Genomic DNA, 22,644 nt, shown 5'->3' on the forward strand with positions numbered 1-22,644 from the left:
TCTTTTCAAGCGCAGCGTTTATTCAGCAGCTTCGCCTTCGCCCTTGGCGAGTTCCTTGCCGGTTGCCTGATCGACAACCTTCATGGAGAGGCGAACCTTGCCGCGCTCATCGAAGCCCATCAGCTTGACCCAGACCTTGTCGCCTTCCTTGACGACGTCGGAGGTCTTGGCAACACGCTCGGAAGCGAGCTGCGAGATGTGCACGAGACCGTCACGCGGGCCGAAGAAGTTGACGAAGGCGCCGAAGTCGGCGGTCTTGACGACCGTGCCTTCGTAGATCTGGCCGACTTCCGGTTCCGCGACGATCGAATGGATCCACTTGCGGGCGGCTTCGATTTCCTTGGCCGACGAAGAAGCGATCTTGATCGTGCCGTCGTCTTCGATGTTGACCTTGGCGCCGGTCTTTTCGACGATTTCGCGGATGACCTTGCCGCCCGAACCGATGACTTCACGGATCTTGTCGACCGGGATGTTCATCACTTCGATGCGCGGTGCGAATTCGCCGAGCTGGCTGCGACCCTCGGTGATGGCATTGGCCATCTCGCCGAGGATGTGCTTGCGGCCGCCCTGCGCCTGGCTGAGCGCGACCTTCATGATCTCTTCGGTAATACCGGCGATCTTGATGTCCATCTGCAGCGAGGTGATGCCGTCGGCGGTGCCGGCGACCTTGAAGTCCATGTCGCCGAGGTGATCTTCGTCGCCAAGGATGTCGGAGAGAACGGCGAAGCGCTCGCCTTCGAGGATCAGGCCCATGGCAATACCGGCAACCGGCTTGGCCAGGGGAACGCCGGCATCCATCAGTGCGAGCGAGGTGCCGCAGACGGTCGCCATCGAGGACGAGCCGTTGGATTCGGTGATCTCGGAGACAACACGCAGCGTGTAGGGGAACTGGTCCACGGACGGCAGCATCGGACGGATCGCGCGCCATGCGAGCTTGCCGTGACCGATTTCGCGGCGGCCCGGGGAGCCCATGCGACCGGTTTCACCGACCGAATAGGGCGGGAAGTTGTAGTGCAGCATGAACTTTTCCTTGTACATGCCGGTCAGGCTATCGACGTACTGTTCGTCTTCGCCGGTGCCGAGCGTGGCAACAACGATCGCCTGCGTTTCACCGCGGGTGAAGAGCGCCGAACCGTGGGTGCGCGGCAGGATGCCGACTTCCGAGACGATCGGGCGAACGGTTTCGAGATCGCGGCCGTCGATGCGGCTCTTGGTGTCGAGGATGTTCCAGCGAACGATCTTGGCCTGCAGGTGCTTGAACACGGCGCCGACGACTTCGGCGGTGTACTTCGGCTCAACGCCCTCGGGCAAGAAGTGTGCCTTCACCTTTGCCTTGACGGCGTCGACGGCGGCGTAGCGCTCAGCCTTCAGGGTGTTCTTGTAGGCAACGCGCAGTTCGGCTTCGGCGATCGAAAGCATTTCGGCCTCGAGTTCCGAATAGTCTTCCGGCTGGAAGTCGCGCGGCTCCTTGGCGGCCACTTCGGCGAGCTTGATGATCGCGTCGATGACCGGCTGGAAGCCCTTGTGGCCGAACATCACGGCGCCGAGCATGACGTCTTCATTGAGTTCCTTGGCTTCCGATTCGACCATCAGGACGGCGTCCTGGGTGCCCGCGACGACGAGGTCGAGGGTCGATTCATCCATCTCGTCGAGATGCGGATTGAGAACGTATTCGCCGTTGATATAGCCGACGCGGGCGCCGCCGACGGGGCCCATGAAGGGAATGCCGGAAAGCGTCAGGGCTGCGGACGCGGCAACCATCGACAGGACGTCCGGATCATTTTCCAGATCGTGCTGGACGACCGTTACGACAACCTGGGTGTCGTTCTTGTAGCCTTCCGGGAAAAGCGGGCGGATCGGACGGTCGATCAGGCGGGAAACCAGCGTTTCCTTTTCCGACGGACGGCCTTCGCGCTTGAAGTAGCCACCCGGAATCTTGCCGGCGGCGTAGGTCTTTTCCTGGTAATTGACGGTGAGCGGGAAGAAATCCTGTCCCGGCTTCGGCGCCTTGGCCGAAACGACAGTGGCGAGAACGACGGTCTCGCCATAGGTGGCAAGCACGGCGCCGTCAGCCTGACGGGCGATCTTGCCGGTTTCGAGCTTGAGCGGGCGGCCCGCCCATTCAATTTCTACCGTGTGGGTATCGAACATGTTTTGTCCTTCGTGTGCGGCAGGTCCGCGCCGCAGCCGAAACTGGCGCGGGCGGTCCGCAAAAATGACGCATCACGGGCAAGACAACGGGAGGCTTCCAAAATCTGGCTGGCGGTCGTTCCGCTCCTGAAAGCCAATTGGCTTCGGGCGCCGGGAAAACGAGCAAGCGCCGAAGCATCCTGCAATCCTGCCCCATGACAGGTCATCGGTTGGTTCCGCAGAGCCGGCCCATCCGGTCTGCTGGAGCGTCCGCTTCGCCGGGAGCCAGAGTGGCTCGCCCGGAAGCGCAAAAGACGGGATCAATCCCGTAAAAAAGAACCGGCGGGCATCCTTCCTTCGAAGGGTCCCGCCGGATAAGGCTTAGCGGCGAATGCCGAGAGCGGTGATCAGCTTGGTATAGCGCGCTTCGTCCTTGCCCTTGACGTAGTCGAGAAGCGAACGGCGGCTGGAAACCATTGCCAGAAGGCCACGACGCGAGTGGTTGTCCTTCTTGTGGCCCTTGAAGTGTTCGGTCAGGTTGTTGATCCGCTCGGTGAGGATGGCAACTTGGACTTCCGGAGAACCGGTATCGCCTTCAACAGTTGCGTATTCCTTGATGAGCGCAGCCTTGCGCTCTGCAGTGATCGACATCGTGTCATCCTTTCAATGTTTAGGATTTCGGGTCGCCAGCAGCCGGGATGTCGTCTAGCTGCGGCCATGAAGGCAAAAGTCCGCTTGATCGGGTCTGATGCTGGCGCTGCCTATAAACCATCCGGCATCAAAAAGAAAGAGGGCGGATAAAGCCCTTGCTGGCGGCTTATTGTGGTGCGGTGCGCGGATGCATCGGCGCCGATTTCAGGTCTTCGTCGCGTCTTGCGCAATCGAGGAAATTGGCAAAGATCCAGCCCAGCATCTCGCCATCTGCAGCCACCTGGACCCAGCGCTTGCCGCTCACCCGCGTTTCGGCGATCACATCCACGGAAGACCCGTTGTCGAGCGTCGACAGGATCGGTCCATTTGGCTCAGCCCGGACATTGAGCGGCGTGCCCGTCGGGTCGGCAACCACGCATTCGGCGGCAAAGGCGGGCACCATACCGGAGGCAAAAACCGTAAGAACAGTGGTGGCAATGATGCTCTTCCAGTGCATGTGCTTCTCTTTCAACAGGACCCAGACGTCCCGCAGGATAACCCAATCAGGATTGTACCGACAGGTTTGCTTTCAACCGTTCCTGGGGAATAGTCACCCGCCATTCGATGCCGTCCGCATGCATGATCCGCTCCAGTTTGGCATCCAGCGCCATGCCCAGCATGCGCTCGAGAACGATGGTCCCGAAACCCTTGCGTGTGGTGGCGACAGCATCCGCGTCGATCACCGCGCCCGCTTCTCGCCAGACGAGCTGAAATGCCGCATCAGTGACTGACCACGTCAGGTCGACAGTCCCCTTGCTGTTGCCCAGCGCGCCATATTTCGTGGCGTTGGTGGCAAGCTCATGCAGCGCCATGCCCAGCGTCTGCGAAACCTGCGCGTCAAGGCGCACGGACGGTCCCGAAAGGCGAACACGCTGCGGATCATCGGGAATGAACGGCTGCAGCTGGTTTTGCGCAAGCTCCTGGAAATCGACGCCCTGCGTGGCGTTGGCAATCATCAGATCGGTCGAGCGGGCCAGGCCGGCAATCCGCTTGCGGAACGCCTCGGCAAAATCCGCCCGGCCCTCCCCCGCGTTGAGGGATTGGTTGAGCATCGATTGAATAACACTCAACTGGTTCTTGGAACGGTGCGCCACTTCGCGCATCAGGAAGCGGATTTCGTTTTCGGCCTTTCTGCGGGCCTGAGCCGCCTCGGCCAGCGCCGTCGATACCGTCTCGATCTCGGAAATCATATGCTTGCGCGGCGCGATCGGCCGCCCGGCACCAAGAAGATGTGCGTCGCGCGCCAGTACCGTGACGCCCTGCGTCAGCAGTCCGGCAATGGTGACCGACCCGGCGACCGCGATGCCGGCAAAGAGAATTCCACCCAGCGACAGCCAGAGATAGGACCATAGCGCCGGCGCATCGACATCGGCACTTTTTGCCCATGCGACGACCTTCCAGCCGGCGAGGACGGAAAACTCCGTGACCGTCCTGTATGACACGCCGTCGTTCGTCGCTTCACCGACGCCGACGCGCAATGCCGGTACGATGTCCATGAAGAACGGCTTGCCCACCGCCACGGCCGGGTCGGACGAGGCAATCACGTTGCCTGCGCCATCGACCAGCGCCGCATTCCAGCCGGGCGACAGGACATCCTTGCTGACCGCTTTCGACAGGTTCTCGGCGTTTTGGGTCAGCGTCAGCAGATAGTCCTTGTTGCCGAGCGGCGTGGTGATTGGCAGGTAAACGTTGAACACCCATTTTTTCACTGTCTTGCCGAAAAAGACATTTGAAATGAGCGGGCTACCGTTGCGGAACGCCTGATCGATCGACGCAGGATCCGACGCCTTGCCGAGCGCGCTGCCAAAGGGCACCCGCGTGTTGAAAAGCTGATCGTGCGCGCGATCGATGACCAGCAGATTGGAATCGGTGTCGGCGAGGGCAGATGACGCCCGCTCATAGAACTGATCCAGTTTTCTGTCGTCTATCGCACTTGCAGTCGACAACACCTTGAGCGTGGTCAGCATGCCGTCGATCTCGCGCTCGACCACGCGGGTGACCGCGCCGGTCGTTCCCTTGAGCAGGGCCGTGACCACGCGCTCCTGCTCATCAATGCTGCGCTTCAGGATGATCATCGAAAAGACGAAGGAAGGAACGATGGCGACGAGCAGCAGGGCCGTCAGATAGAACGACAGGGGGCCCCTCAGCCGCGAGCGCAGGAGCGCCGTCCAAGGAGCGCTCAGCTCGCTCTGTTTGTCCTGTCTGTCGCTCAAGCTTTCCTCATCAGATCAGCCCCGGACCGCGAAACGCGCGCGAATCCCGATCACCGACCGGAACATGCGCCAGCGATCTCAGGAAGGCAACCCGATGTCATGCGACGAAATCTATGGGGTCGCGGCGGGAACTCAACCGGTGGCGAAAACGCGCTTGGGCCTGAATTCGCCCTCGCCGATCTCACCGATGGCGACCAGTTTGCCGCGCGACGTCGCGTAGGCCTCCGGCTCCGCCATGGGCGCATCGCGCCCGCGCAGGATGATCGGGTTGCCCATTTTGAGGCGATGCGCCTGATCCTCGGTGATGGCGATATGCGGCAGGTTGGAAAGCGCCTCGCCGGTATCGATCAGGAAGGCATCGAGCGCTTCCAGCCGCTCGTCCTCGTTCTCGATCTTTTCCAGCGCCACCAGTTCGGCAAGCGGCACCATCGCCTCTTCGGCAAAGGGGGCGACGAAGCTACGGCGCAGCGACGCGATATGGCCGAAACAGCCGAGATCACGGCCGAAATCCCGCGCCAGAGACCGGACATAGGTTCCCTTGCCGCATTCGATCTCGAAATGCGCGAGGTTCGGCGTGCAGCCCAGCAGCGACAGGCGGAACACTTCCACTTCGCGGGCCGGGATGTCGACGGTTTCGCCTTCGCGAGCCAGATCATAGGCGCGGTTGCCGTCGATCTTGATGGCGGAAAACTGCGGCGGCACCTGGCTGATGACGCCGGTATATTTCGGCAGCAGCGCGCGGATGTCTTCTTCGGAAGGGCGGGCGTCGGACGACTGGACGACCTCGCCCTCCAGATCGTCGGTCGAACGCTCCTCGCCCCAGGCAACGGCGAATTCGTAGATCTTGCGGCCATCCATGACATAGGGAACCGTCTTGGTCGCGTCGCCCAGCGCGATCGGCAGCATGCCGGAGGCGAGCGGATCGAGCGTGCCGGCATGACCCGCCTTCTGCGCCTTGAACAGCCACTTGATCTTCGACACGGCCTCGGTCGAGCCGAAATCCAGCGGCTTGTCGAGGATCAGCCAGCCGGAAACCGGGCGGCCCTTGGGTTTGCGAGGTTTTGACATTCTCTATGCTCTTTTTTTGCGAAACGTCGCGGCTGTTTTCGCCACGCTGCCGTCCGGCATTTTCTGGCTGTTGCCCTTTTCAAACCCCAAAGCGTAGAGCCGCCTTGCGATCAGGTATCCGGCCGCGATCGTGCCGCCATTGTCGACCCTGTAATCTTCCCCGAGGTCTTCGACGATCAAAGGCTCGATGGCGCCGAGCGGCGGCTTGCCCGCAGCTGCGGCATCGAGCAGCAGCTTCTCATTATAGGGCGAATAGACGATGGCCTCGAGCGCCTTCATCTCAGGGTCGCCATGGGCGATCTCCTTGCCCCTGCGGAAGGGCAAGCCCGAGGCGACCATCATTTCCACCAGCCGAACGGCCTCGGCATTGTCGAACCGGGCAAGGCCACTACGGTAGAATGTCTGGCGCTGCTCGAAGGTCCATCCGTTCAGCTCATCCAGAGTGATATGCTTGGCCATCACTCTTCGCCGTCTTCGTCCTTCAGGTCGCGGACGACTTCCGGAGACTTGAGCAATTCGTCGATCTTCTTGTAGTTGTCGAAGCTGGTATCGTCGCGGAAGCGAACCTCCGGCATGTATTTCATTTGTCTCAGATGCGGCGTCAGCCGGCCGCGGATATATTTGGCGTTGCGGTTCAACGCCTCGATGGTCGCCGCGTGATCGGCAACACCGAGCGGCGTCACGAAGGCGGTGGCGATCTTCAGGTCGGGTGACATGCGCACTTCGGAAATCGAGATCACCGTCGTCTCGATCAACGGATCGCGCACCTCGCCGCGCTGCAGCACCTGTGTCAGGGCTGCGCGAACTTGTTCGCCGACCCTCAGCATGCGCTGCGAGGGGGCAGAGGATGTAGCTTTGCTCATGGTTTTTCCGCTGTCTGGCGTTTCGTTGAACGCGACCAAGGCGGTCCAATGCTACTTTCGGGCCAAAAGGTCAAGACTTGTCGGCCGTGCCGGCAATAGCACACGCCGGCAAATCGGCTCGAAACCCTCTTGAATGGCAGGGCGCGGCGTGATCAATCTTTTCAAACACAGAATAAGCGGAGACGACATGCGGGTTCTGGTGGTGGAAAACATGATCCAGTCCGACCTTGGACAGGTGGGCGTGGCGCTTGCCGAAGCAGCGGCAGAGATCGACCTCAGGCACGCTTTCGCCGGTGAGCGGCTGCCTGGCGACATTCGTGCGTATGACGCGCTGGTGGTGCTCGGCGGCGAGCAGACCGCCGTCGATGACCTCATCCACCCCTATCTGCCGGAGCTTGCCCGCCTGATGCGCGCCTTTGCCGATGCCGACAAGGCGGTGCTCGGCATCTGCCTCGGCAGCCAGCTTTTGGCGCGCGCACACGGGGCGGAGAACCTTCTCGGCCGGACCCGCGAATTTGGATGGCACGAAGTGCAACTGACAAGCGAGGGTATTTCCGATCCGGTGCTGAGCGCAGCCGGCAAGACCTTCACGAGCTTCCAATGGCATTCCGACAGCTTCGCCCTGCCCGAGGGCGCAGTTCGTCTCGCCACTAATCCGGCCGTTGCCAACCAGGCCTTCCGTGTCGGCCGCGCCGCCTATGGCATGCAGTTTCACTTCGAGGCCGGAACACGCGTCGTCGAGGACTGGAACCGGATTTTCGAGGACCAGATCATGGGCCTCGACCCGCATTGGCTGGAGCGCTATCGGGAGCATGCGGCGCGGCACGCAGAACAGGCCGATGCGGCCGGCCTTGCGCTGGCCCGGGCCTGGGTCAGGACGATCAGGAGCGCCGGCGCGGCTGGAAACGAGACGCGGACACTGGCGGCAGCATCGGCATAGGCACGGGCACCGGCATAGGCTGGGCGCCCGGTTTGAACATTGCCGCGCGCCTCCCCATTTCCATGAGTACCGGCAACGGCAATATTCTTTTTATTGCCGTGCAAGCGGTATAGAACGGCTGGAGAGGATACATCCGGGCAACCGGGCGGAGGATCGATTGGGAACATGCGTGCTTGCTAAAGAATTCAGTGGGATGGCGAAGATGTGCCGATACGCGCGGAAGGCAATGCCACCGCGCCTTGCGCCTGCCTTGCTGGCAACCGCCCTGCTCCTTGCCGCCCCGGTTTTTACAGGTCAGCCAGCAATGGCCGCTTACTGCAACAGCGCGCCCGAGCCCGGGCTGGACTGGAGCAACTGCACCAAGAAAAGCCTGATGCTGCCGTCGAGCGAACTGGACGGCGCCAACCTTTTCGGCACTGATTTTTCCATGACCGACCTCAGCGGCTCGAACCTGACGTCCGCGAACCTGGAGAAGGCCCATCTGGTGCGCGCCTGGCTCTCCGGCGCGAGGGCGGAGAAGGCGAATTTCGCGCGGGTCGAAGCCTACAGATCGAACTTCGTCAACATTATCGCCAACGGCGCTTCATTTGCCAGTGCCGAGCTGCAGCGGGCCGATTTCAGCGGAGCCCAGCTGACCGGCGCCGACTTCGAGAAAGCTGAACTCAGCCGCGCACACTTCAAGGGCGCGGTGCTGACCGGCACGCGCTTTTCGTTCGCCAATCTCTCCCGCGCCGATCTCAGCGGCACGACATTCGAAGGTCCACTCGTCTTCGACCAGGCCTTCCTGTTCCTGACCCGGATCGAGGGGCTCGATCTTTCCGCCGCCAAGGGTCTTGAGCAGGCGCAGATCGATCTTGCCTGCGGCGACGGCAAGACGAAGCTGCCAGCCGGGCTGATCGCGCCATCCAGCTGGCCCTGCGGGTCGGACTAAAATCGGCGGCCAAACCACCCGCGCAACGGATCGCTGGCAAAGGCAACGATCCGTTTGACGGGTGCGGTCTCTCCGCTAGATTGATCCGAAAAATACGGAGGACCCCATCATGACCATGCAAAATCTCCCCTTGGAAGGCGGCTGCCGCTGCGGCCAGGTACGGCTGAAAATCAGCGCGCCGCCGCTGCTCACCATGGCCTGCCACTGCACCGGCTGCCAGAAGATGTCGTCCAGCGCCTATTCGCTGAGCGCCGCCATCCCGGCCGAGGGCTTCGAAGTGACGCAGGGCGAACCGGTGATCGGCGGCCTGCACGGCGCCACCCGCCACTATTTCTGCCCGCACTGCATGAGCTGGATGTTCACCCGCCCCGAAGGCATGGACTGGTTCGTCAACCTGCGCCCGACCATGCTGGACGATGCCACCGGGTTCTCGCCCTTCATCGAGACATTCACGAGCGAGAAACTGCCCTGGGCAAGCACAGCGGCGGTGCACAGCTATGAGACCATTCCGCCGATGGAGACATATGCAGTGCTGGTGAAGGAATTTGCCGAGCGCGCCTCTTAGGCATCGATCTTTCCTCCCGTCATCCTCAGGTGAGGATGACGGGAGCTTTGATTATCGCTGCCAGCGGAGATCCGTCTCCTCGTAATGCCTCATTTCAGCGATCTCGCCGACGAACGGCCTGATCGCTGAAAGAAACGGAGGAAAGCAGGGTCCTTTGCGAAAGCCTTGCATATGGGCTTCGAGCGAAGTCCAGTGGATGCGCAGAATGAGGCTGTTTGGCTCCTCGACGCAGCGGGCGAGATCAAAGGCCAGACATTCCGGCGCCGCGCGAAGATGCTCCGCCGCCTGCCCGTAGGCGGCGACAAGCTCTTCAGCGGAATGGGTTTTCATTTCGTATCGGATATATTCGGCGATCATGCGGGTCTCCTCCAAGGTTGCGTCGGAGTTTTGCCGAGGAAATTCAAATTCGACAAGGACTTACCTTGAGGTAGGTGGGATGCGCACCGGCGCGCGTGCCGCGTCATGCCGGGACAACGGAGTTCGATGTAGTGACGGCCATGGACAAGATGCACGACTGCCCGGTGCTGGCGACGATCAGGGCAATGGGCGGCAAATGGAAACCGCGCATCCTCTGGCGGCTGCGCGAAGGGCCGGCCAATTTCGGCGACCTGCGCCGTGTCGTCGGCGTCTCGGAAAAAGTGCTGCACGAGAACCTGCGCGCACTGGAACGCGACAACCTTGTCTCGCGCACACCCTCAAAGATCGGCGAGGTCGTTTATGTCGAATATCGCTACACCGACTACGGCCTGTCGCTGGTGCCGGTGCTCGATGCGATGGGGACTTGGGGCTCTATCCATGGCTCGAAATGCGGCTGACATTCACCAGCGTCTCCCCCTGTTCATCGCCTATTCGTGAACGAGAAGCTGCCTTCGCAGGCACCGGTGCGGAGCGCCGGCAAGCGACGTTCCGACAGATGGAAATTGCGACATCAGATTTCGCGCGTAGCGACGGCAAAGCGTCGAAAATTACGCTCTCAGGCGCTGGCGGTTTCGTCTTCCACCGGCGCATCCGGTCCGTTCTTCTTGACGGACTCGATGCAATTCTTGGCGCTTGCCTTGGACGCGTAGGTCTCCGAGCGGACCATCGTCTCGCCATTGGAAGCCTTGAAACGAACGAAATGCTCGCCGTCCTTGCTTTCGACGATCTCGAAACGATAACCCGATCCGGTTTCGTCCTTGCTGACATCGACCGTCGCCGCACCCGGCGCGTTCTTCTTGATCGATTCGATGCAGCTCTTCGCGCTCGCCTTGGAGGCATAGTTCTCCGACCAGACCATCACTTCCGCATTGTAGAGGAACTGGACGCGGAACTGGTCGTTGGCGGCCTTCAAGATCTTGAATTTGTGCATTTCGAAACCCCTTATGGATCCGGCAGGACTGCAGGCCGATGCTTCGGCATGCAAGGAAAGGTTTAATGGAGGGGGGCCTGCAGTTCAAGTTGCCTTGATGGTTGACGATCCAGTTCCCGCATCAGCCTTGCGAGGGTATCGTGTGCTTCTTTCCTCAAACAAAAAAGAGGCCCGAAGGCCTCTTTTTCAACAGCAATGCTTCAGCCTATTCGTCGCCCATCTTCAGCGCCGCGATGAACGCTTCCTGCGGGATTTCCACCTTGCCGAACTGGCGCATGCGCTTCTTGCCGGCCTTCTGCTTGTCGAGCAGCTTGCGCTTGCGGGTGGCGTCGCCGCCGTAGCATTTGGCGGTGACGTCCTTGCGCAGCGCCGAGATGGTTTCGCGGGCAATCACGTTGCCGCCGATGGCGGCCTGGATCGGGATCTTGAACATGTGCTTCGGGATCAGCTCCTTGAGCTTCTCGCACATGTCGCGGCCGCGCTTTTCAGCAGCCATGCGGTGCACCATCATCGACAGCGCATCGACCGGCTCGCCGTTGACGAGGATCGACATCTTCACCAGATGGCCTTCCTGGTGGTTGGTGATCTGGTAGTCGAACGAGGCGTAGCCCTTGGAGATCGACTTCAGCCGGTCGTAGAAATCAAAGACGACTTCATTGAGTGGCAGATCGTAGGTCAGCATCGCGCGGGTACCGACATAGGTGAGTTCCACCTGGATGCCGCGCCGGTCCTGGCAGAGCTTGAGGATGCCGCCGAGATAATCGTCCGGCGTCAGGATCGTCGCGCGGATCCAGGGCTCGTGGATTTCCTTGATCTTGACGACATCGGGCATATCGGCCGGATTGTGCAGCTCGCGCTCAGTGCCGTCGTTCATGTAAAGCTTGTAGACGACAGAAGGCGCCGTCGCGATCAGGTCGAGATCGAATTCGCGTTCGAGCCGCTCCTGGATGATTTCCAGATGCAGGAGGCCGAGGAAGCCGCAGCGGAAGCCGAAGCCGAGCGCCGCCGAGCTTTCCATTTCGAAGGAGAAGGAGGCATCGTTGAGGCGCAGCTTGCCCATGGCGGCGCGCAGGTCCTCGAAATCGGCGGCATCGACCGGGAAGAGGCCGCAGAAGACGACCGGTTGGGCCGGCTTGAAGCCCGGCAGCGCTTCTGCCGTCGGGCGCTTGTCCTCAGTGATCGTATCGCCGACGCGGGTGTCGGCCACTTCCTTGATCGAGGCGGTGATGAAGCCGATTTCGCCCGGACCGAGCGCATCGACATTGACCATCTTCGGCGTGATGACGCCGACACGCTCGACCTGATACCTGGCATCGGTACCCATCATGCGGATGGTCTGGCCTTTTTTCAGCGTGCCGTCGATGATGCGGACAAGAACGATGACGCCGAGATAGGTGTCGTACCAGCTATCGACCAAGAGCGCCTTCAGCGGCGCATCGTCGGCGCCGCCCTTGGGAGCCGGCAGCTTGTGGACGATCGCCTCCAAGACATCCGGGATGCCGAGGCCGGTCTTGGCCGAGATCAGCACGGCTTCCGACGCATCGATGCCGATGACTTCCTCGATCTGCTCCTTGATGCGCTCCGGCTCGGCGGCCGGCAGGTCGATCTTGTTGAGGACGGTGACGATCTCGTGGTTGTTGTCGATCGCCTGATAGACGTTGGCAAGCGTCTGGGCTTCGACGCCTTGAGACGCATCCACCACCAGCAGCGAACCTTCGCAGGCCGACAGCGAGCGCGACACTTCATAGGCAAAGTCGACGTGGCCGGGCGTGTCGATCAGGTTGAGCACATAGGTCTCGCCGTTGTTCGCCTTGTAATGGAGGCGCACGGTCTGGGCCTTGATGGTGATGCCGCGCTCTTTCTCGATGTCCATGCTGTCGAGAACCTGTTCCGACATCTCGCGGTCGGCGAGGCCGCCCGTCGTCTGGATCAGGCGGTCGGCCAGGGTCGATTTGCCGTGGTCGATATGGGCCACGATCGAGAAATTGCGGATGTGCGACAGGGGCGTTTTTGAAGGTGTTGTGCTCATGGGCCGCATATAGCAGCGCACTCAATCGCCGCAAAGCGGGAAATGCAGGCTTTGTTCACTATAATTGCCGGTCCTTTCGGCCGGTCTTTCACCCCTTGACTCCATCATAAGAACATTTAATTCTCCTATAATGGAATCACATCCCGAGACTTTCGAAATCGACATCGGCGAGCGCATGAAGGCGCTGCGCCTTCAACAATCCATGACGCTCGACGAGCTCGCCGGCCGCTCGGGTGTCAGCCGGGCGATGATCTCACGGATCGAGCGAGGCGAGGCGAGCCCCACCGCGCAGCTGCTTGCCCGGCTCTGCAGTGCGCTGGGCACCACGCTGTCGCGCTTCTTTGCCGGCGAACAGCCGGAAGGAAAGCCGCTTCTGCGCCGCGCCGACCAGCGTGTCTGGCGTGATCCGGACACGGGATATCTGCGCCGCTCGGTTTCGCCGGATGGTATGGGTTCACCGGTCGATATCGTCGAGGTCGAGTTTCCACCGGGCGCCCGGGTGGTGTTCGAGCAACACCAATTCGAAGCCGGGTTCACCCAGCATCTTTGGCTCTTCGAGGGAAGGCTCACCATGACCGCGGGGGAGGAAACCCACCTGCTCGAGGCGGGCGACTGTCTGTTCATGCGGCTTGCCGAAGCCCACATCTTTCACAATCCGCATGACGCGCCGGCCCGCTACGCCGTCATTCTCAACCGCAGCAAAGTCTAGTCCCGATGTCAAAGGTCACGATCCGCACCCTTACCCCTTCTGAAACCGCGGCTCACCTGCCCGCGCTGGCCGAGGTCCTCTCGGATTGCGTCGAGGGCGGCGCGTCCGTCGGCTTCATGTCGCCGCACACACCCGCGGATGCCATGCCCTATTGGGAGGGCGTCGCCCGCGCGGTGAGCGACGGACAAACGGTCCTGATCGTGGCGGAGAAGGACGCAGAGATCCTCGGCACCGTGCAATTGGGCATCGGCATGATGCCGAACCAGCCGCATCGCGCCGACCTGAAAAAGTTGCTCGTTCATCGCCGGGCGCGCGGCCTTGGGCTTTCGCGATTGCTGATGGACGCCGCTGAAAGCGAGGCGGCAAAACACGGACGGCATGTGCTCGTGCTCGACACGGCAACCGGTAGCCCGGCCGAATCGATCTATGAAAAATTCGGCTGGCAGCGGGTCGGCGTCATTCCGCAATATGCGTTGATGCCCGATGGCAGCTATTGCGGATCGACGTTTTTCTACAAGTCTTTGGCCACGGCTTGACGGGAGGATAGCCAGCGACGCTTCCACCTATCCTTGTCACCAAAAATGACCCTGAAAAAACGATCCCGGGTGCCGCCTACGCCCATTCCGCGCCCCTTCTCTTCGTGCTAGCTAAATTTCGGCCGCAAGGCCGACAATTGAGAGGGGATCCATGAAAACCATTCGCCAACGCGCGGGTCTGGCCGCGCTTTCCATATTCGTGCTTTGGGGCGGCGTTTCCGCCGCCTCCGCTGCCGATGTGACTTTCCAGATGATGAACAGCCATCCGAACGCCGTCGAAGTCGAGCTCTACAGCCAGGATCGCGACCATCTGTGGCCGGGCAACAATCAGGTCTATCTGCTGGACGACGGCGAAACCAAGCAGATTCCGCTGTCCTGCGACGAGGGCGAAAAGATCTGCTACGGCGCCTGGGTTTCCGGTGACAAGGCGACCTATTGGGGCACCGGCCCGGACGATGCCGAGACCTGCGAGGATTGCTGCTACACCTGCCAGGGCGGCAACACCGAAGAGATCAACCTGACCGAATAGCGGCCAGCGGCGCGGGAGCAGTCCATCCATAGACTTCCCGCGCCTTGCACAGGCAATTTGCCGCTTCGTGCTTAAATGGTCCCCTGCTCTTCATCTTCCTGCCGCAATCAGTAGTATGAAGCAGGACAGCACCATTGGGGACCCCTGATTCCATGATCAAGAAATTTGCCGTACTGGCGATCGCCGCCGTCTATCTTTCCGGTTGCACTACCACCGACCCGTATACGGGCCAGCAGAAGATGTCGAACACCGCCGGCGGCGCGCTGATCGGCGCGGGCCTCGGCGCCGCAACCGGCCTTCTGGTCGGCGGGAGTGCTGCCGGCCGCCGCGACGCGGCCCTGGTCGGCGCCGGCATCGGTGCGCTCGGCGGCGGCCTGATCGGCAACTACATGGACAGCCAGGAATCCGAACTGCGCGCGCAGTTGCAGGGCACCGGCGTTTCGGTTACCCGCGCCGGCGACCGCATCATCCTCAACATGCCATCGAACATCACCTTTGCGACGGACCAGGACCAGGTAAATCCCGGCTTCTATTCGACGCTGGACTCGGTCGCTATCGTCTTGCGCAAGTTCAACAAGACGCTGATCGACGTCGATGGCCATACGGATTCGACCGGCGGCGCCAGCCACAACCAGGGCCTTTCCGAGCGCCGCGCCATTTCGGTCGCCAACTATCTCGGCTCGCGCGGCGTCGACCAGCGCCGCATGTCGGCTGTGGGCTATGGCCCGGACCGGCCGGTCGCTTCGAATGCGAGCGAAGCCGGGCGGGCGCAAAACCGCCGCGTCGAAATCGCGATTGCGCCGATCAAGGAAAGCTGATCCGGCTCATGGATTGCAAAAAGCCGGTCGCCGCGAGGTGGCCGGCTTTTTTGTTTGCAGGTCGGTCAGACGATGCACCGCACCAAAATCGGTTCACGATTGCGAAGCCCATTCCCCACCATTGACGCGCGGAGCAGTCCAAACTTAAACTCGGTTATCGCGAACGTGAGCAGACTACAGATGCGCGTTAACGCCGGACCACTCGCCCAGGCTCTCGATCGCGTCCAGGCCGCGGTTTTCGGACTGTCGCAGTGGCTGCAGGCGGTGGAGGCCATCAGCAATGCGACGGGCGCCATAGGCGCCAACATCATGGAACCGACCGGCCGCGGCGCCTTTGGCGCGGCCGGCTACGAAACGGTCAGAAGCCATATCCGCTCGATCTTCCAGAAAACCGGCACCGGCAGGCAATCGGAACTCAGCGCACTGTTCGGGAAGATCCGCCTCTAAGCCTGTGCTGGTACTACCGGCGGATAGGCATGCGTCTCGCCATGGAAATCCGAGACCGTGTAACAGCCACCGCCATTGTCCTCGATCGTCGAGGCCGAAATTACCGTCTTGCCGTAGCCGCCAGGGATATCGAGGATATAGGCGGGCTGGCAGAGGCCGGAGACGCGGCCTCGCAGGGATGCGACCAGCGCCTGCCCCTCCTCGATCGTCAGGCGGAAATGGCCGGTGCCCGGTGCGAGATCGGGATGGTGCAGGTAATAGGGCTTGATCCGGTTTTCGACGAAGACCCGCATCAGCGCGGCGAGCGTATCGGGATCGTCGTTGACGCCCTTCAAGAGCACCGACTGGCTCACCATGACGATGCCGGAATCGACGAGGCGGGCGCAGGCGGCACGCGCTTCAAGCGTCAACTCGCGCGGATGGTTGGCATGCAGCGCCAGGTACGTGGTCTTGCCGCTCGCTTTCAGGGCGACAATCAAAGCCTCATCCACCCGCTGCGGCTCGACGACCGGCACGCGGGTGTGGAAACGTACGATCTTCACATGATCGATCGCTGCCAGCCGTTCCATGATCGAAGCCAGCCGGCGCGGCGACAGCACCAGCGGATCGCCGCCGGTCAGGATCACCTCCCAGATTTCCGGATGGCCGGCGATATAGGCGAAGGCTCTGTCCATTGCCTGCGATGCAAGCGTGCCAAGCCCCTGCGGCCCGACCATTTCGCGGCGGAAGCAGAAGCGGCAATAGACCGGGCAGACATGCACGGCCTTCAAGAGCACGCGGTCCGGATAGCGATGGACGATGCCCTCGACGGGGCTGTGCGCGCCGTCACCGATCGGATCCTCGCGCTCCTCCGGCAAGCGGACCAGCTCGGCAGCATCTGGAATGAACTGGCGGGCGATCGGATCGTTCGGATCGCCCGGATCGATCAGCGCCGCCATGGCGGGCGTGACGGCAATGGCATAGCGATCGGCGACATCCGACAGCTGCGCACGCCGGGTGTTGGCGATGAGCCCTGCCTCTTCCAGATCCTCGATGGTTTTCAGCGCGCCGATTGCAATCACGGCCGGTTTCCTCGCTGACGATCGCTGGTTTCGGCGACCGGCGCCCAGATGACCTGATCGATGCGCGAGGCGCCTGTCGCAAGCATCACCAGCCGGTCGAAACCGAGCGCACTGCCGCTTGCTTCCGGCATGATGTCAAGCGCCTTGAGGAAATCCTCGTCCAGCGGATAGGTTTCGCCGTAGACACGGCTCTTCTCGGCCATTTCCATTCCGAAGCGGCGACGCTGCTCGGAGGCGTCCGTCAACTCGCCGAAAGCATTGGCGAGCTCGACGCCGCAAGCATAGAGCTCGAAACGCTCGGCGACGCGCGCGTCATGCGGCGTTGGCCGCGCCAAGGCAGCTTCGGCGACGGGATATTCGTAGAGGATCGTCGCGCGGCCGAAACCGAGATTGGGCTCGACCTTCTCGACGATCACTCGGCTGAAAAGGTCCGCCCAGGTATCGTCATGCGCGACGCGCAGACCGGCGTTGCGAACACTTCCAGCCAGGCGATCCCGGTCGGTTTCGCCGTTGCGATCAATCGAGGCGGTGAGATCGATGCCGGCGAAGCGCTCGAAGGCTTCGGCAACGGTGATCCGCTCCGGCTCGAGATATGGATCGGCCTTCGCGCCTCGATACGTGAACTGCTTCGCCTGGGCGGTTTCGGCGGCAAGGCTAAGGATATCGGCACAATCACGCATCAGCGCGTCGTAGGTTTCGCCGGCCCGGTACCATTCGAGCATCGTGAATTCCGGATGGTGCAGCGGCCCGCGCTCGCGATTGCGATAGACATGGGCGAAACAGGCGATGCGTTCCTCCCCCGCAGCCAAAAGTTTCTTGCAGGCGAATTCCGGCGAGGTGTGAAGATAGAGCGGCACCCGGCTGCCGTCATGATTGATAGCCTGCGTTGCAAAGGCGTGCAGGTGTGCCTCGTTTCCCGGCGACACCTGCAGCGTGGCGGTATCGACTTCGATGAAATCCCGCGCGGCAAAGAAGGTGCGAAGCGCGGCCTGAATCCGGTTGCGGCCGATGAGGAAACCTCGGCGATCGGCATGGACATCGGGGGTCCACCAGGGAGAGGCAGCGGGCATGAGGGTCCTGGATCCAGATTTCTCGAGCAGTCGATACGTCGCGCAATTTTGCGGTTTCTTCGGGCAGACCCGGCGGTCACACTGGCAATTTGCGCAAATATAGGTTAGGTGCGGCCCGAAAACGCATTCTGGCGTCTTTGACGCGCATATTCGTGCGCTCCTCTACGACGCATCAAGCTCAGTTACAAGGAAGACTTATGGTCAAGGTAATCGCCTCTTCAGTCCGCAAGGGCAATGTTCTCGAAGTGGACGGCAAGCTCTACGCCGTTCTGACCGCCGCGAACTTTCATCCCGGCAAGGGCACGCCCGTCACCCAGGTAGACATGCGTCGCATCTCCGATGGCGTGAAGGTTTCCGAGCGCTGGCGCACGACCGAGCAAGTGGAGCGCGCCTTCGTCGAGGACCGCGAGCACACTTTTCTTTATGAAGACGGCGAAGGCTTCCATTTCATGAACCCGGAAACCTACGACCAGGTTACCGTCACGCCCGACGTCATCGGCGACGACAAGGCCTATCTCCAGGAAGGCATGGCCGTCCAGCTGAAGATGTTCGAAGGCATTGCCTTGGCGATCGAACTGCCGACCCGCATGACGCTGGAAATCGTCGAGACCGAACCGGTCGTCAAGGGCCAGACGGCGTCCTCGTCCTACAAGCCGGCGATCCTGTCAAACGGCGTTCGCACCATGGTTCCGCCGCATATCGGCGTCGGCACCCGCGTCGTCATCCTGACGGAAGACGCTTCCTACGTCGAGCGCGCCAAGGACTGAGCCTTCACGACAATTATAGAAACGGGCGCGGCCTCGTACCGCGCCCGTTTCCGTTTCCGCCGCCAACTTTCAGTGTTTCAATTCCGGATAGGCTTCGGAGACTTCGCCGAGGTCGCTCAGCGTGTCGTCATAGCCTTCGAGCGTGACGCAAACGCTGGAATGAACATCAAGGACACCTTTGCGCCACACCGCGATGCGTGATCCGTTGCTGCGCACCAGAACCGCATCGCCCTTGAAACCCTGCTTCAGCAACCAGTCGCGCGGCGCATTCAAGCGAATGTGCACCTGGCTGGTGTCATCGTCTTCACGCGCCACGATCAACTCGTAGGAAACCGGCTCGCAATGGCCGTTGATTTCCAGCTTGCCCTGGCCGCTACCTTCGGCTGCGAATGTCAGCATCGTTTTTCTCCTCCATGACCGATTGCTACCTCCGCACGGCGCGCCCGACCGCGATCAGCAGGCATGCGCCTATGAAGCCGATGACCAGATAGGCGAGCCAGCCGGCGAAACCTATTCCCGCAATCGCTAGAATGGCGTTGAGGACAATGGCGCCGATAATGCCGAGAATGATGTTCATGAACATGCCCATTTCGGACTTCATGAACTGTTCCGCCAACCACCCGGCGAAACCGCCGATGATGATGGCCGCGATCCATCCTACACCGTTGACGTCCATGTGGGTTCCCTCGCTTGAAGATTGCATTTGCCTGCGACGATAACGATCCGGAAGCGATTATGTTCCAGCCAGCAGGGCCAGCATCAAATGACGTGAAGCTAAGCTCCACAAATATGAATTTGTCCCGCACGCGCGCCTTTAGTAGAGCCAGTGCAAGCAATCGGCATCGGCCTGGAGGACAAGAACTTGGATCAGCGGACAGCGACACCGGCCTATGGAGACGAAACGTTGATCCCGGTGGCGGCACCGCTGACAACGGGGACGGCGGCCGCCCTGACCGGCGGCGTGCTGTGCCTTCTGTCAATGTCAAGCGTGCAGTTCGGCTCGGCGTTTTCGGCATCGGCGATCGCCGCCTACGGCCCTTTCGGCACCACGTGGCTGCGGTTGATCTGGGCCGCGGCCCTGCTGGCCATCGTCGTGCCGCCGCCGATCCTGCGCTATTCGCGGCTGCAGTGGCAGACCGCCGGGCTGCTCGGCGCCTCCATGGCCGGCATGACGCTGTGTTTCTTCGCGGCGATCGAGCGTGTTCCGCTCGGCTTGGCCGTGGCCATCGATTTTCTCGGGCCGCTGGCTGTTGCGACTTTTGCCTTCGGCTTCGGCTGGCGGCTTGTCTGGCCGCTGATCGCCGGCGCCGGCGTGCTTTTCCTTGCCCATGACGGGCATGGCTGGGTCGGCGATCCCACAGGCATTCTCTTTGCCTTTGGCGCTGCAGCCGGCTGGGGGCTCTACATCGTCCTGATGAAGAAGGCTGGTAGCGCGTTCGAAGGCCTGCAGGGTCTGTCCATGTCGCTGATCGTGGCCGCATTGGTCGCGACGCCGTTCGGGCTTCTGGAAGTCTCGCGCATGACGGCCGAGGGCGTCGTCACCATTGCCGGGCTTGCGCTGCTCGTGCCGCTCATCCCCTACGCCTTGGAAATGATCGCGCTCAGGCGCATGAGCACCTCGTCCTTCGGCATCCTGATGAGCCTCGAGCCCGCCATTGGCGCGATTGCTGGCTTCGCCGTGCTCAGCCAGCCGATGACGGCGCTGCAGATCGCCGGCACCGTACTCGTCGTCGCGGCAAGCGCCGGGGCGACAGCCACCGGCCGTTGAATATTTACGAATTTGGGCCGCGCATTTTGAAAACCCGGTGATAGAGTGACGCGTCGCGAGCTGCTTTATCCACCGAGGTGTGCATGTTTCCACTGTCGCATATGATGAAAACCTTCATCCGCAAGGGCCAGCTGACTGTCATCGACGCAAACGGCAAACCGCATGTCTTTTCCGGCGAGCCCGGTCCCGAAGTAACCATGCGGCTGACAGATCCGAAACTTTACCGCACCCTTGTCTTCAACGCCGAACTTGCCGCCGGCGAGGCCTATATGGATGGGACGCTGCGCTTCGAAGACGGCTCGAGCTTGCGTGATTTCCTGACGCTGTTTTCGATCAACCGGCTGGCGCTCGGCTCCTACCCGATCCAGAAGGCGCTGCGCGCCATCAAGATGCGCTTTCGCAAGCGCCAGCAATCCAACGTCAAGGGCGAGGCGCAGCGCAACGTCGCCCATCACTACGATCTCGGCAATGATTTCTACAAACTCTTCCTCGACGAGCACATGCTCTACTCCTGCGCCTATTTCCGCGAACCGCAGGAAACGCTGGAGCAGGCGCAGCGCAACAAGCTTCGGCTGCTTGCCGCTAAGCTCTGCCTTCGCCCCGGCATGAAGGTCCTCGACATCGGCTGCGGCTGGGGGGACCTTGCGCTCTATCTCGCCCAGCTGGAGGACGTCGAGGTGCTTGGTGTGACGCTGTCGAAGGAACAGCAGGCGCTGGCGACGCAACGGGCGAAGGATGCCGGGCTTGACGGCCGGGTGCGCTTCGAACTGCGCGACTACCGCGACGTCGACGAGCCGTTTGACCGCATCGTTTCCGTCGGCATGTTCGAACATGTCGGCGTTCATCACTATGACGAGTTCTTCAAGAAGCTGAATGCACTGATGCCGGATGATGGCCTCGCGGTGCTGCATTCGATCGGTCATATGAGCCCGCCCGGCATGGCAAGTGCCTGGCTGCGCAAATACATCTTCCCCGGTGCCTATTCTCCGGCCCTCTCCGAGGTATTCGAGGTCGTGGAACGCAACAGCCTGTGGGTGACAGATCTGGAATTCCTGCGCATCCACTATGCGACGACGCTCAAGCATTGGGGCGAGCGGTTCGAGGAGAACCGCGACAAGGTCATCGAGATGTATGACGAGCGGTTCGCCCGCATGTGGGAATTCTATCTGATCAGCGCCGAGATGATGTTCCGCACCGGCAGCCAGCTGGTCTTTCATATGCAACTGTCGCGCTCACGTGATGCCGCGCCGATCGTGCGCGACTACATCACCGACCGGCAGAAGGCCTATATCGTCCGCGAACAGACGCTCAATATTTCTCTATGAGAGGCACACCGTCTTTGCCCTCCCATTGCAGCCGCTTGTAATCGAAGCCGTATTCGAGCGTCGGCTTGACGATAGCGAAATAGGGCGAAAGATCGAAATCGCGCGGCGTATAGAGCGAATGATGGCGGATATGCAGGATTTCGGCGCGCGAATAATGCGACGTCGCGGCGGCCCGGCCGGGCGCGCGGGTGATCTCGGGCAGGATTGGATAGCGGATCTGCTCGAAGGCCTGCGCAATCAGCGTCGAGCAGATGGCGCGCGTCGGATCGCCTGATCCGAACGCCAGCATGCGGCGGCGCCAGCGCACCGGCACCGGCGGTGTCGGCATGAAATAACGCAGCATGTCCAGGATGTTCTTCATGTCGTATTTCAGGCCGAGCCGCGAGATCATGAAGGACAGGACAGCGTCCCGGTCTTCCGGCGTCAACCCGATGGGCCGGCAGATGCGGGTGTTGTAGGTGGAGTATTTTCGAAGCGGCACCGCCACACAGCCTTCGCCGAGATTGACCTCGATCAGTTGCGGCCGATCGATGACCGGAAGCGTCGCCTCGTCGAGCGTCAGCGGGATCTCGTCGCCGGCGAAGAAGGCGGCGTGCGACCAGGTCGACTGGGTCAGATATTTGATCGCCGCCGACACTTTCTGATTGCCCTCGATCAGCAGAATGTCGCCAAGCCGGAGCGTGCGGGCGAGCGTCGCTGGATCGGACGGCGTATAGGGCTCATAGCCCGACGTCTTCGTCGTCAGCCTATCAGCCAGCGCCATGCCGATGCGGTCGAGGATCGTATCCTTGCTGGACAGAAGCGGGTTCATGCGGGGACACAGCTTTCGGGGAAACG

General features: G+C 61.5%; 27 protein-coding genes. 12 read left to right on the forward strand and 15 right to left on the reverse strand.

What is annotated here, in order from left to right; genetic code table 11:
- Positions 1 to 18: 18 nt before the first annotated feature.
- The 7 genes from pnp to rbfA form a co-directional block, all read right to left on the reverse strand.
- A complete protein-coding gene (gene pnp / locus ACSQ2W_RS06735) occupies positions 19 to 2,151 on the reverse strand; it encodes a polyribonucleotide nucleotidyltransferase (RefSeq protein ID WP_436085564.1) in 2,133 nt (710 codons plus the stop codon).
- Positions 2,152 to 2,511: 360 nt separating this feature from the next.
- The gene (gene rpsO / locus ACSQ2W_RS06740; RefSeq protein ID WP_018323646.1) at positions 2,512 to 2,781 is read right to left on the reverse strand and encodes a 30S ribosomal protein S15; all 270 of its coding nucleotides are present in this window, start codon (positions 2,779 to 2,781) and stop codon (positions 2,512 to 2,514) included.
- A 166-nt stretch (positions 2,782 to 2,947) separates the two neighbouring features.
- A complete protein-coding gene (locus ACSQ2W_RS06745) occupies positions 2,948 to 3,277 on the reverse strand; it encodes an SH3 domain-containing protein (protein ID WP_436085565.1) in 330 nt (109 codons plus the stop codon).
- Positions 3,278 to 3,323: 46 nt separating this feature from the next.
- Positions 3,324 to 5,033 (reverse strand): sensor histidine kinase, encoded by a 1,710-nt coding sequence (locus ACSQ2W_RS06750; protein ID WP_436085566.1) that lies wholly within the window; start codon positions 5,031 to 5,033, stop codon positions 3,324 to 3,326.
- Positions 5,034 to 5,165: 132 nt separating this feature from the next.
- Positions 5,166 to 6,101 (reverse strand): tRNA pseudouridine(55) synthase TruB, encoded by a 936-nt coding sequence (gene truB / locus ACSQ2W_RS06755; RefSeq protein ID WP_349436725.1) that lies wholly within the window; start codon positions 6,099 to 6,101, stop codon positions 5,166 to 5,168.
- A 3-nt stretch (positions 6,102 to 6,104) separates the two neighbouring features.
- Positions 6,105 to 6,560 carry a hypothetical protein gene (locus ACSQ2W_RS06760; protein ID WP_112853438.1) on the reverse strand — a complete coding sequence of 152 codons (456 nt, stop codon included), beginning with the start codon at positions 6,558 to 6,560 and terminating at the stop codon, positions 6,105 to 6,107.
- The gene (gene rbfA / locus ACSQ2W_RS06765; protein WP_037129242.1) at positions 6,560 to 6,964 is read right to left on the reverse strand and encodes a 30S ribosome-binding factor RbfA; all 405 of its coding nucleotides are present in this window, start codon (positions 6,962 to 6,964) and stop codon (positions 6,560 to 6,562) included. Before rbfA ends, ACSQ2W_RS06760 begins: the two co-directional genes overlap by 1 nt.
- A gap of 187 nt (positions 6,965 to 7,151) precedes the next feature.
- On the opposite strand from rbfA, the gene ACSQ2W_RS06770 reads away from it, so the two are divergent.
- From ACSQ2W_RS06770 to ACSQ2W_RS06780, 3 genes are all read left to right on the forward strand, one after another.
- A complete protein-coding gene (locus ACSQ2W_RS06770; RefSeq protein WP_436085567.1) occupies positions 7,152 to 7,904 on the forward strand; it encodes a type 1 glutamine amidotransferase in 753 nt (250 codons plus the stop codon).
- Between the two features lie 226 nt (positions 7,905 to 8,130).
- Positions 8,131 to 8,835, forward strand: a complete 705-nt coding sequence (locus ACSQ2W_RS06775; RefSeq protein WP_436085568.1) for a pentapeptide repeat-containing protein — start codon at positions 8,131 to 8,133, stop codon at positions 8,833 to 8,835.
- Between the two features lie 109 nt (positions 8,836 to 8,944).
- Positions 8,945 to 9,400 (forward strand): GFA family protein, encoded by a 456-nt coding sequence (locus ACSQ2W_RS06780; protein WP_436085569.1) that lies wholly within the window; start codon positions 8,945 to 8,947, stop codon positions 9,398 to 9,400.
- 51 nt (positions 9,401 to 9,451) lie between these two features.
- Here the strand turns inward: ACSQ2W_RS06780 and ACSQ2W_RS06785 are convergent, their stop codons facing one another.
- The gene (locus ACSQ2W_RS06785) at positions 9,452 to 9,757 is read right to left on the reverse strand and encodes a putative quinol monooxygenase (protein ID WP_436085570.1); all 306 of its coding nucleotides are present in this window, start codon (positions 9,755 to 9,757) and stop codon (positions 9,452 to 9,454) included.
- 140 nt (positions 9,758 to 9,897) lie between these two features.
- Here ACSQ2W_RS06785 and ACSQ2W_RS06790 point away from each other — a divergent pair, with 140 nt between their 5' ends.
- Positions 9,898 to 10,215, forward strand: a complete 318-nt coding sequence (locus ACSQ2W_RS06790) for a winged helix-turn-helix transcriptional regulator (protein ID WP_436082927.1) — start codon at positions 9,898 to 9,900, stop codon at positions 10,213 to 10,215.
- A gap of 158 nt (positions 10,216 to 10,373) precedes the next feature.
- On the opposite strand, the gene ACSQ2W_RS06795 is transcribed toward ACSQ2W_RS06790, so the two are convergent.
- Together ACSQ2W_RS06795 and lepA are read right to left on the reverse strand one after the other, a co-directional pair.
- Positions 10,374 to 10,748 (reverse strand): YegP family protein, encoded by a 375-nt coding sequence (locus tag ACSQ2W_RS06795; protein ID WP_436085571.1) that lies wholly within the window; start codon positions 10,746 to 10,748, stop codon positions 10,374 to 10,376.
- 205 nt (positions 10,749 to 10,953) lie between these two features.
- On the reverse strand, positions 10,954 to 12,786 hold the full coding sequence (gene lepA, locus ACSQ2W_RS06800; RefSeq protein ID WP_436087694.1) for a translation elongation factor 4: 1,833 nt from the start codon (positions 12,784 to 12,786) through the stop codon (positions 10,954 to 10,956).
- 166 nt (positions 12,787 to 12,952) lie between these two features.
- Between lepA and ACSQ2W_RS06805 the strand changes: the two genes are divergently transcribed.
- The 5 genes from ACSQ2W_RS06805 to ACSQ2W_RS06825 all read left to right on the forward strand — a co-directional run bounded on the left by ACSQ2W_RS06805 (position 12,953) and on the right by ACSQ2W_RS06825 (position 15,816).
- Positions 12,953 to 13,486, forward strand: a complete 534-nt coding sequence (locus tag ACSQ2W_RS06805) for a helix-turn-helix domain-containing protein (RefSeq protein WP_436087695.1) — start codon at positions 12,953 to 12,955, stop codon at positions 13,484 to 13,486.
- A gap of 5 nt (positions 13,487 to 13,491) precedes the next feature.
- Positions 13,492 to 14,022, forward strand: coding sequence for an N-acetyltransferase family protein (locus ACSQ2W_RS06810; protein WP_436085572.1), 531 nt, complete (start codon positions 13,492 to 13,494; stop codon positions 14,020 to 14,022).
- A gap of 151 nt (positions 14,023 to 14,173) precedes the next feature.
- Positions 14,174 to 14,551, forward strand: coding sequence for a hypothetical protein (locus tag ACSQ2W_RS06815; RefSeq protein WP_436085573.1), 378 nt, complete (start codon positions 14,174 to 14,176; stop codon positions 14,549 to 14,551).
- Between the two features lie 152 nt (positions 14,552 to 14,703).
- Positions 14,704 to 15,369 carry an OmpA family protein gene (locus ACSQ2W_RS06820; protein WP_436085574.1) on the forward strand — a complete coding sequence of 222 codons (666 nt, stop codon included), beginning with the start codon at positions 14,704 to 14,706 and terminating at the stop codon, positions 15,367 to 15,369.
- A 165-nt stretch (positions 15,370 to 15,534) separates the two neighbouring features.
- Entirely contained in the window at positions 15,535 to 15,816 is a 282-nt protein-coding gene (locus ACSQ2W_RS06825; RefSeq protein ID WP_436085575.1) for a hypothetical protein, read from the forward strand.
- Here the strand turns inward: ACSQ2W_RS06825 and ACSQ2W_RS06830 are convergent.
- Positions 15,813 to 16,850, reverse strand: coding sequence for a lysine-2,3-aminomutase-like protein (locus ACSQ2W_RS06830; RefSeq protein ID WP_436087696.1), 1,038 nt, complete (start codon positions 16,848 to 16,850; stop codon positions 15,813 to 15,815). The two genes, ACSQ2W_RS06825 and ACSQ2W_RS06830, sit on opposite strands and share 4 nt — an antisense overlap.
- Positions 16,851 to 16,873: 23 nt before the next feature.
- Positions 16,874 to 17,947 (reverse strand): EF-P lysine aminoacylase EpmA, encoded by a 1,074-nt coding sequence (gene epmA, locus ACSQ2W_RS06835; RefSeq protein WP_436085576.1) that lies wholly within the window; start codon positions 17,945 to 17,947, stop codon positions 16,874 to 16,876.
- 197 nt (positions 17,948 to 18,144) lie between these two features.
- Between epmA and efp the strand changes: the two genes are divergently transcribed.
- Positions 18,145 to 18,714, forward strand: a complete 570-nt coding sequence (gene efp / locus ACSQ2W_RS06840) for an elongation factor P (protein ID WP_436085577.1) — start codon at positions 18,145 to 18,147, stop codon at positions 18,712 to 18,714.
- Positions 18,715 to 18,783: 69 nt separating this feature from the next.
- Here the strand turns inward: efp and ACSQ2W_RS06845 are convergent, their stop codons facing one another.
- Entirely contained in the window at positions 18,784 to 19,113 is a 330-nt protein-coding gene (locus ACSQ2W_RS06845) for a hypothetical protein (RefSeq protein WP_436085578.1), read from the reverse strand.
- A gap of 25 nt (positions 19,114 to 19,138) precedes the next feature.
- Positions 19,139 to 19,390 (reverse strand): GlsB/YeaQ/YmgE family stress response membrane protein, encoded by a 252-nt coding sequence (locus ACSQ2W_RS06850; protein ID WP_436085579.1) that lies wholly within the window; start codon positions 19,388 to 19,390, stop codon positions 19,139 to 19,141.
- A 228-nt stretch (positions 19,391 to 19,618) separates the two neighbouring features.
- Here ACSQ2W_RS06850 and ACSQ2W_RS06855 point away from each other — a divergent pair, with 228 nt between their 5' ends.
- Positions 19,619 to 20,482, forward strand: coding sequence for an EamA family transporter (locus ACSQ2W_RS06855; protein WP_436087697.1), 864 nt, complete (start codon positions 19,619 to 19,621; stop codon positions 20,480 to 20,482).
- 83 nt (positions 20,483 to 20,565) lie between these two features.
- Positions 20,566 to 21,807, forward strand: a complete 1,242-nt coding sequence (locus tag ACSQ2W_RS06860; RefSeq protein WP_436085580.1) for a class I SAM-dependent methyltransferase — start codon at positions 20,566 to 20,568, stop codon at positions 21,805 to 21,807.
- Here the strand turns inward: ACSQ2W_RS06860 and ACSQ2W_RS06865 are convergent.
- Positions 21,791 to 22,618 carry a lipo-like protein gene (locus tag ACSQ2W_RS06865; RefSeq protein WP_436085581.1) on the reverse strand — a complete coding sequence of 276 codons (828 nt, stop codon included), beginning with the start codon at positions 22,616 to 22,618 and terminating at the stop codon, positions 21,791 to 21,793. The genes ACSQ2W_RS06860 and ACSQ2W_RS06865 overlap by 17 nt on opposite strands.
- Between the last annotated feature and the right edge of the window lie 26 nt (positions 22,619 to 22,644).

Source organism: Pararhizobium sp. LjRoot255, from assembly GCF_964252905.1.
Lineage (GTDB): Bacteria > Pseudomonadota > Alphaproteobacteria > Rhizobiales > Rhizobiaceae > Pararhizobium.

What these genes read in the sequence shown, in the direction of transcription:
- ACSQ2W_RS06780 (WP_436085569.1), top strand. Translation starts at nt 8,945, where the DNA reads ATGACCATGCAAAATCTCCCCTTGGAAGGCGGCTGCCGCTGCGGCCAG.
- rpsO (WP_018323646.1), bottom strand. Translation starts at nt 2,781, where the DNA reads ATGTCGATCACTGCAGAGCGCAAGGCTGCGCTCATCAAGGAATACGCA.
- lepA (WP_436087694.1), bottom strand. Translation starts at nt 12,786, where the DNA reads ATGCGGCCCATGAGCACAACACCTTCAAAAACGCCCCTGTCGCACATC.
- ACSQ2W_RS06815 (WP_436085573.1), top strand. Translation starts at nt 14,174, where the DNA reads ATGAAAACCATTCGCCAACGCGCGGGTCTGGCCGCGCTTTCCATATTC.
- ACSQ2W_RS06820 (WP_436085574.1), top strand. Translation starts at nt 14,704, where the DNA reads ATGATCAAGAAATTTGCCGTACTGGCGATCGCCGCCGTCTATCTTTCC.
- ACSQ2W_RS06850 (WP_436085579.1), bottom strand. Translation starts at nt 19,390, where the DNA reads ATGGACGTCAACGGTGTAGGATGGATCGCGGCCATCATCATCGGCGGT.
- ACSQ2W_RS06860 (WP_436085580.1), top strand. Translation starts at nt 20,566, where the DNA reads ATGTTTCCACTGTCGCATATGATGAAAACCTTCATCCGCAAGGGCCAG.
- ACSQ2W_RS06845 (WP_436085578.1), bottom strand. Translation starts at nt 19,113, where the DNA reads ATGCTGACATTCGCAGCCGAAGGTAGCGGCCAGGGCAAGCTGGAAATC.
- truB (WP_349436725.1), bottom strand. Translation starts at nt 6,101, where the DNA reads ATGTCAAAACCTCGCAAACCCAAGGGCCGCCCGGTTTCCGGCTGGCTG.
- ACSQ2W_RS06805 (WP_436087695.1), top strand. Translation starts at nt 12,953, where the DNA reads ATGAAGGCGCTGCGCCTTCAACAATCCATGACGCTCGACGAGCTCGCC.
- ACSQ2W_RS06745 (WP_436085565.1), bottom strand. Translation starts at nt 3,277, where the DNA reads ATGCACTGGAAGAGCATCATTGCCACCACTGTTCTTACGGTTTTTGCC.
- ACSQ2W_RS06790 (WP_436082927.1), top strand. Translation starts at nt 9,898, where the DNA reads ATGGACAAGATGCACGACTGCCCGGTGCTGGCGACGATCAGGGCAATG.
- ACSQ2W_RS06865 (WP_436085581.1), bottom strand. Translation starts at nt 22,618, where the DNA reads ATGAACCCGCTTCTGTCCAGCAAGGATACGATCCTCGACCGCATCGGC.
- ACSQ2W_RS06760 (WP_112853438.1), bottom strand. Translation starts at nt 6,560, where the DNA reads ATGGCCAAGCATATCACTCTGGATGAGCTGAACGGATGGACCTTCGAG.
- ACSQ2W_RS06770 (WP_436085567.1), top strand. Translation starts at nt 7,152, where the DNA reads ATGCGGGTTCTGGTGGTGGAAAACATGATCCAGTCCGACCTTGGACAG.
- ACSQ2W_RS06775 (WP_436085568.1), top strand. Translation starts at nt 8,131, where the DNA reads ATGCCACCGCGCCTTGCGCCTGCCTTGCTGGCAACCGCCCTGCTCCTT.
- pnp (WP_436085564.1), bottom strand. Translation starts at nt 2,151, where the DNA reads ATGTTCGATACCCACACGGTAGAAATTGAATGGGCGGGCCGCCCGCTC.
- efp (WP_436085577.1), top strand. Translation starts at nt 18,145, where the DNA reads ATGGTCAAGGTAATCGCCTCTTCAGTCCGCAAGGGCAATGTTCTCGAA.
- rbfA (WP_037129242.1), bottom strand. Translation starts at nt 6,964, where the DNA reads ATGAGCAAAGCTACATCCTCTGCCCCCTCGCAGCGCATGCTGAGGGTC.
- ACSQ2W_RS06785 (WP_436085570.1), bottom strand. Translation starts at nt 9,757, where the DNA reads ATGATCGCCGAATATATCCGATACGAAATGAAAACCCATTCCGCTGAA.
- ACSQ2W_RS06795 (WP_436085571.1), bottom strand. Translation starts at nt 10,748, where the DNA reads ATGCACAAATTCAAGATCTTGAAGGCCGCCAACGACCAGTTCCGCGTC.
- ACSQ2W_RS06810 (WP_436085572.1), top strand. Translation starts at nt 13,492, where the DNA reads ATGTCAAAGGTCACGATCCGCACCCTTACCCCTTCTGAAACCGCGGCT.
- epmA (WP_436085576.1), bottom strand. Translation starts at nt 17,947, where the DNA reads ATGCCCGCTGCCTCTCCCTGGTGGACCCCCGATGTCCATGCCGATCGC.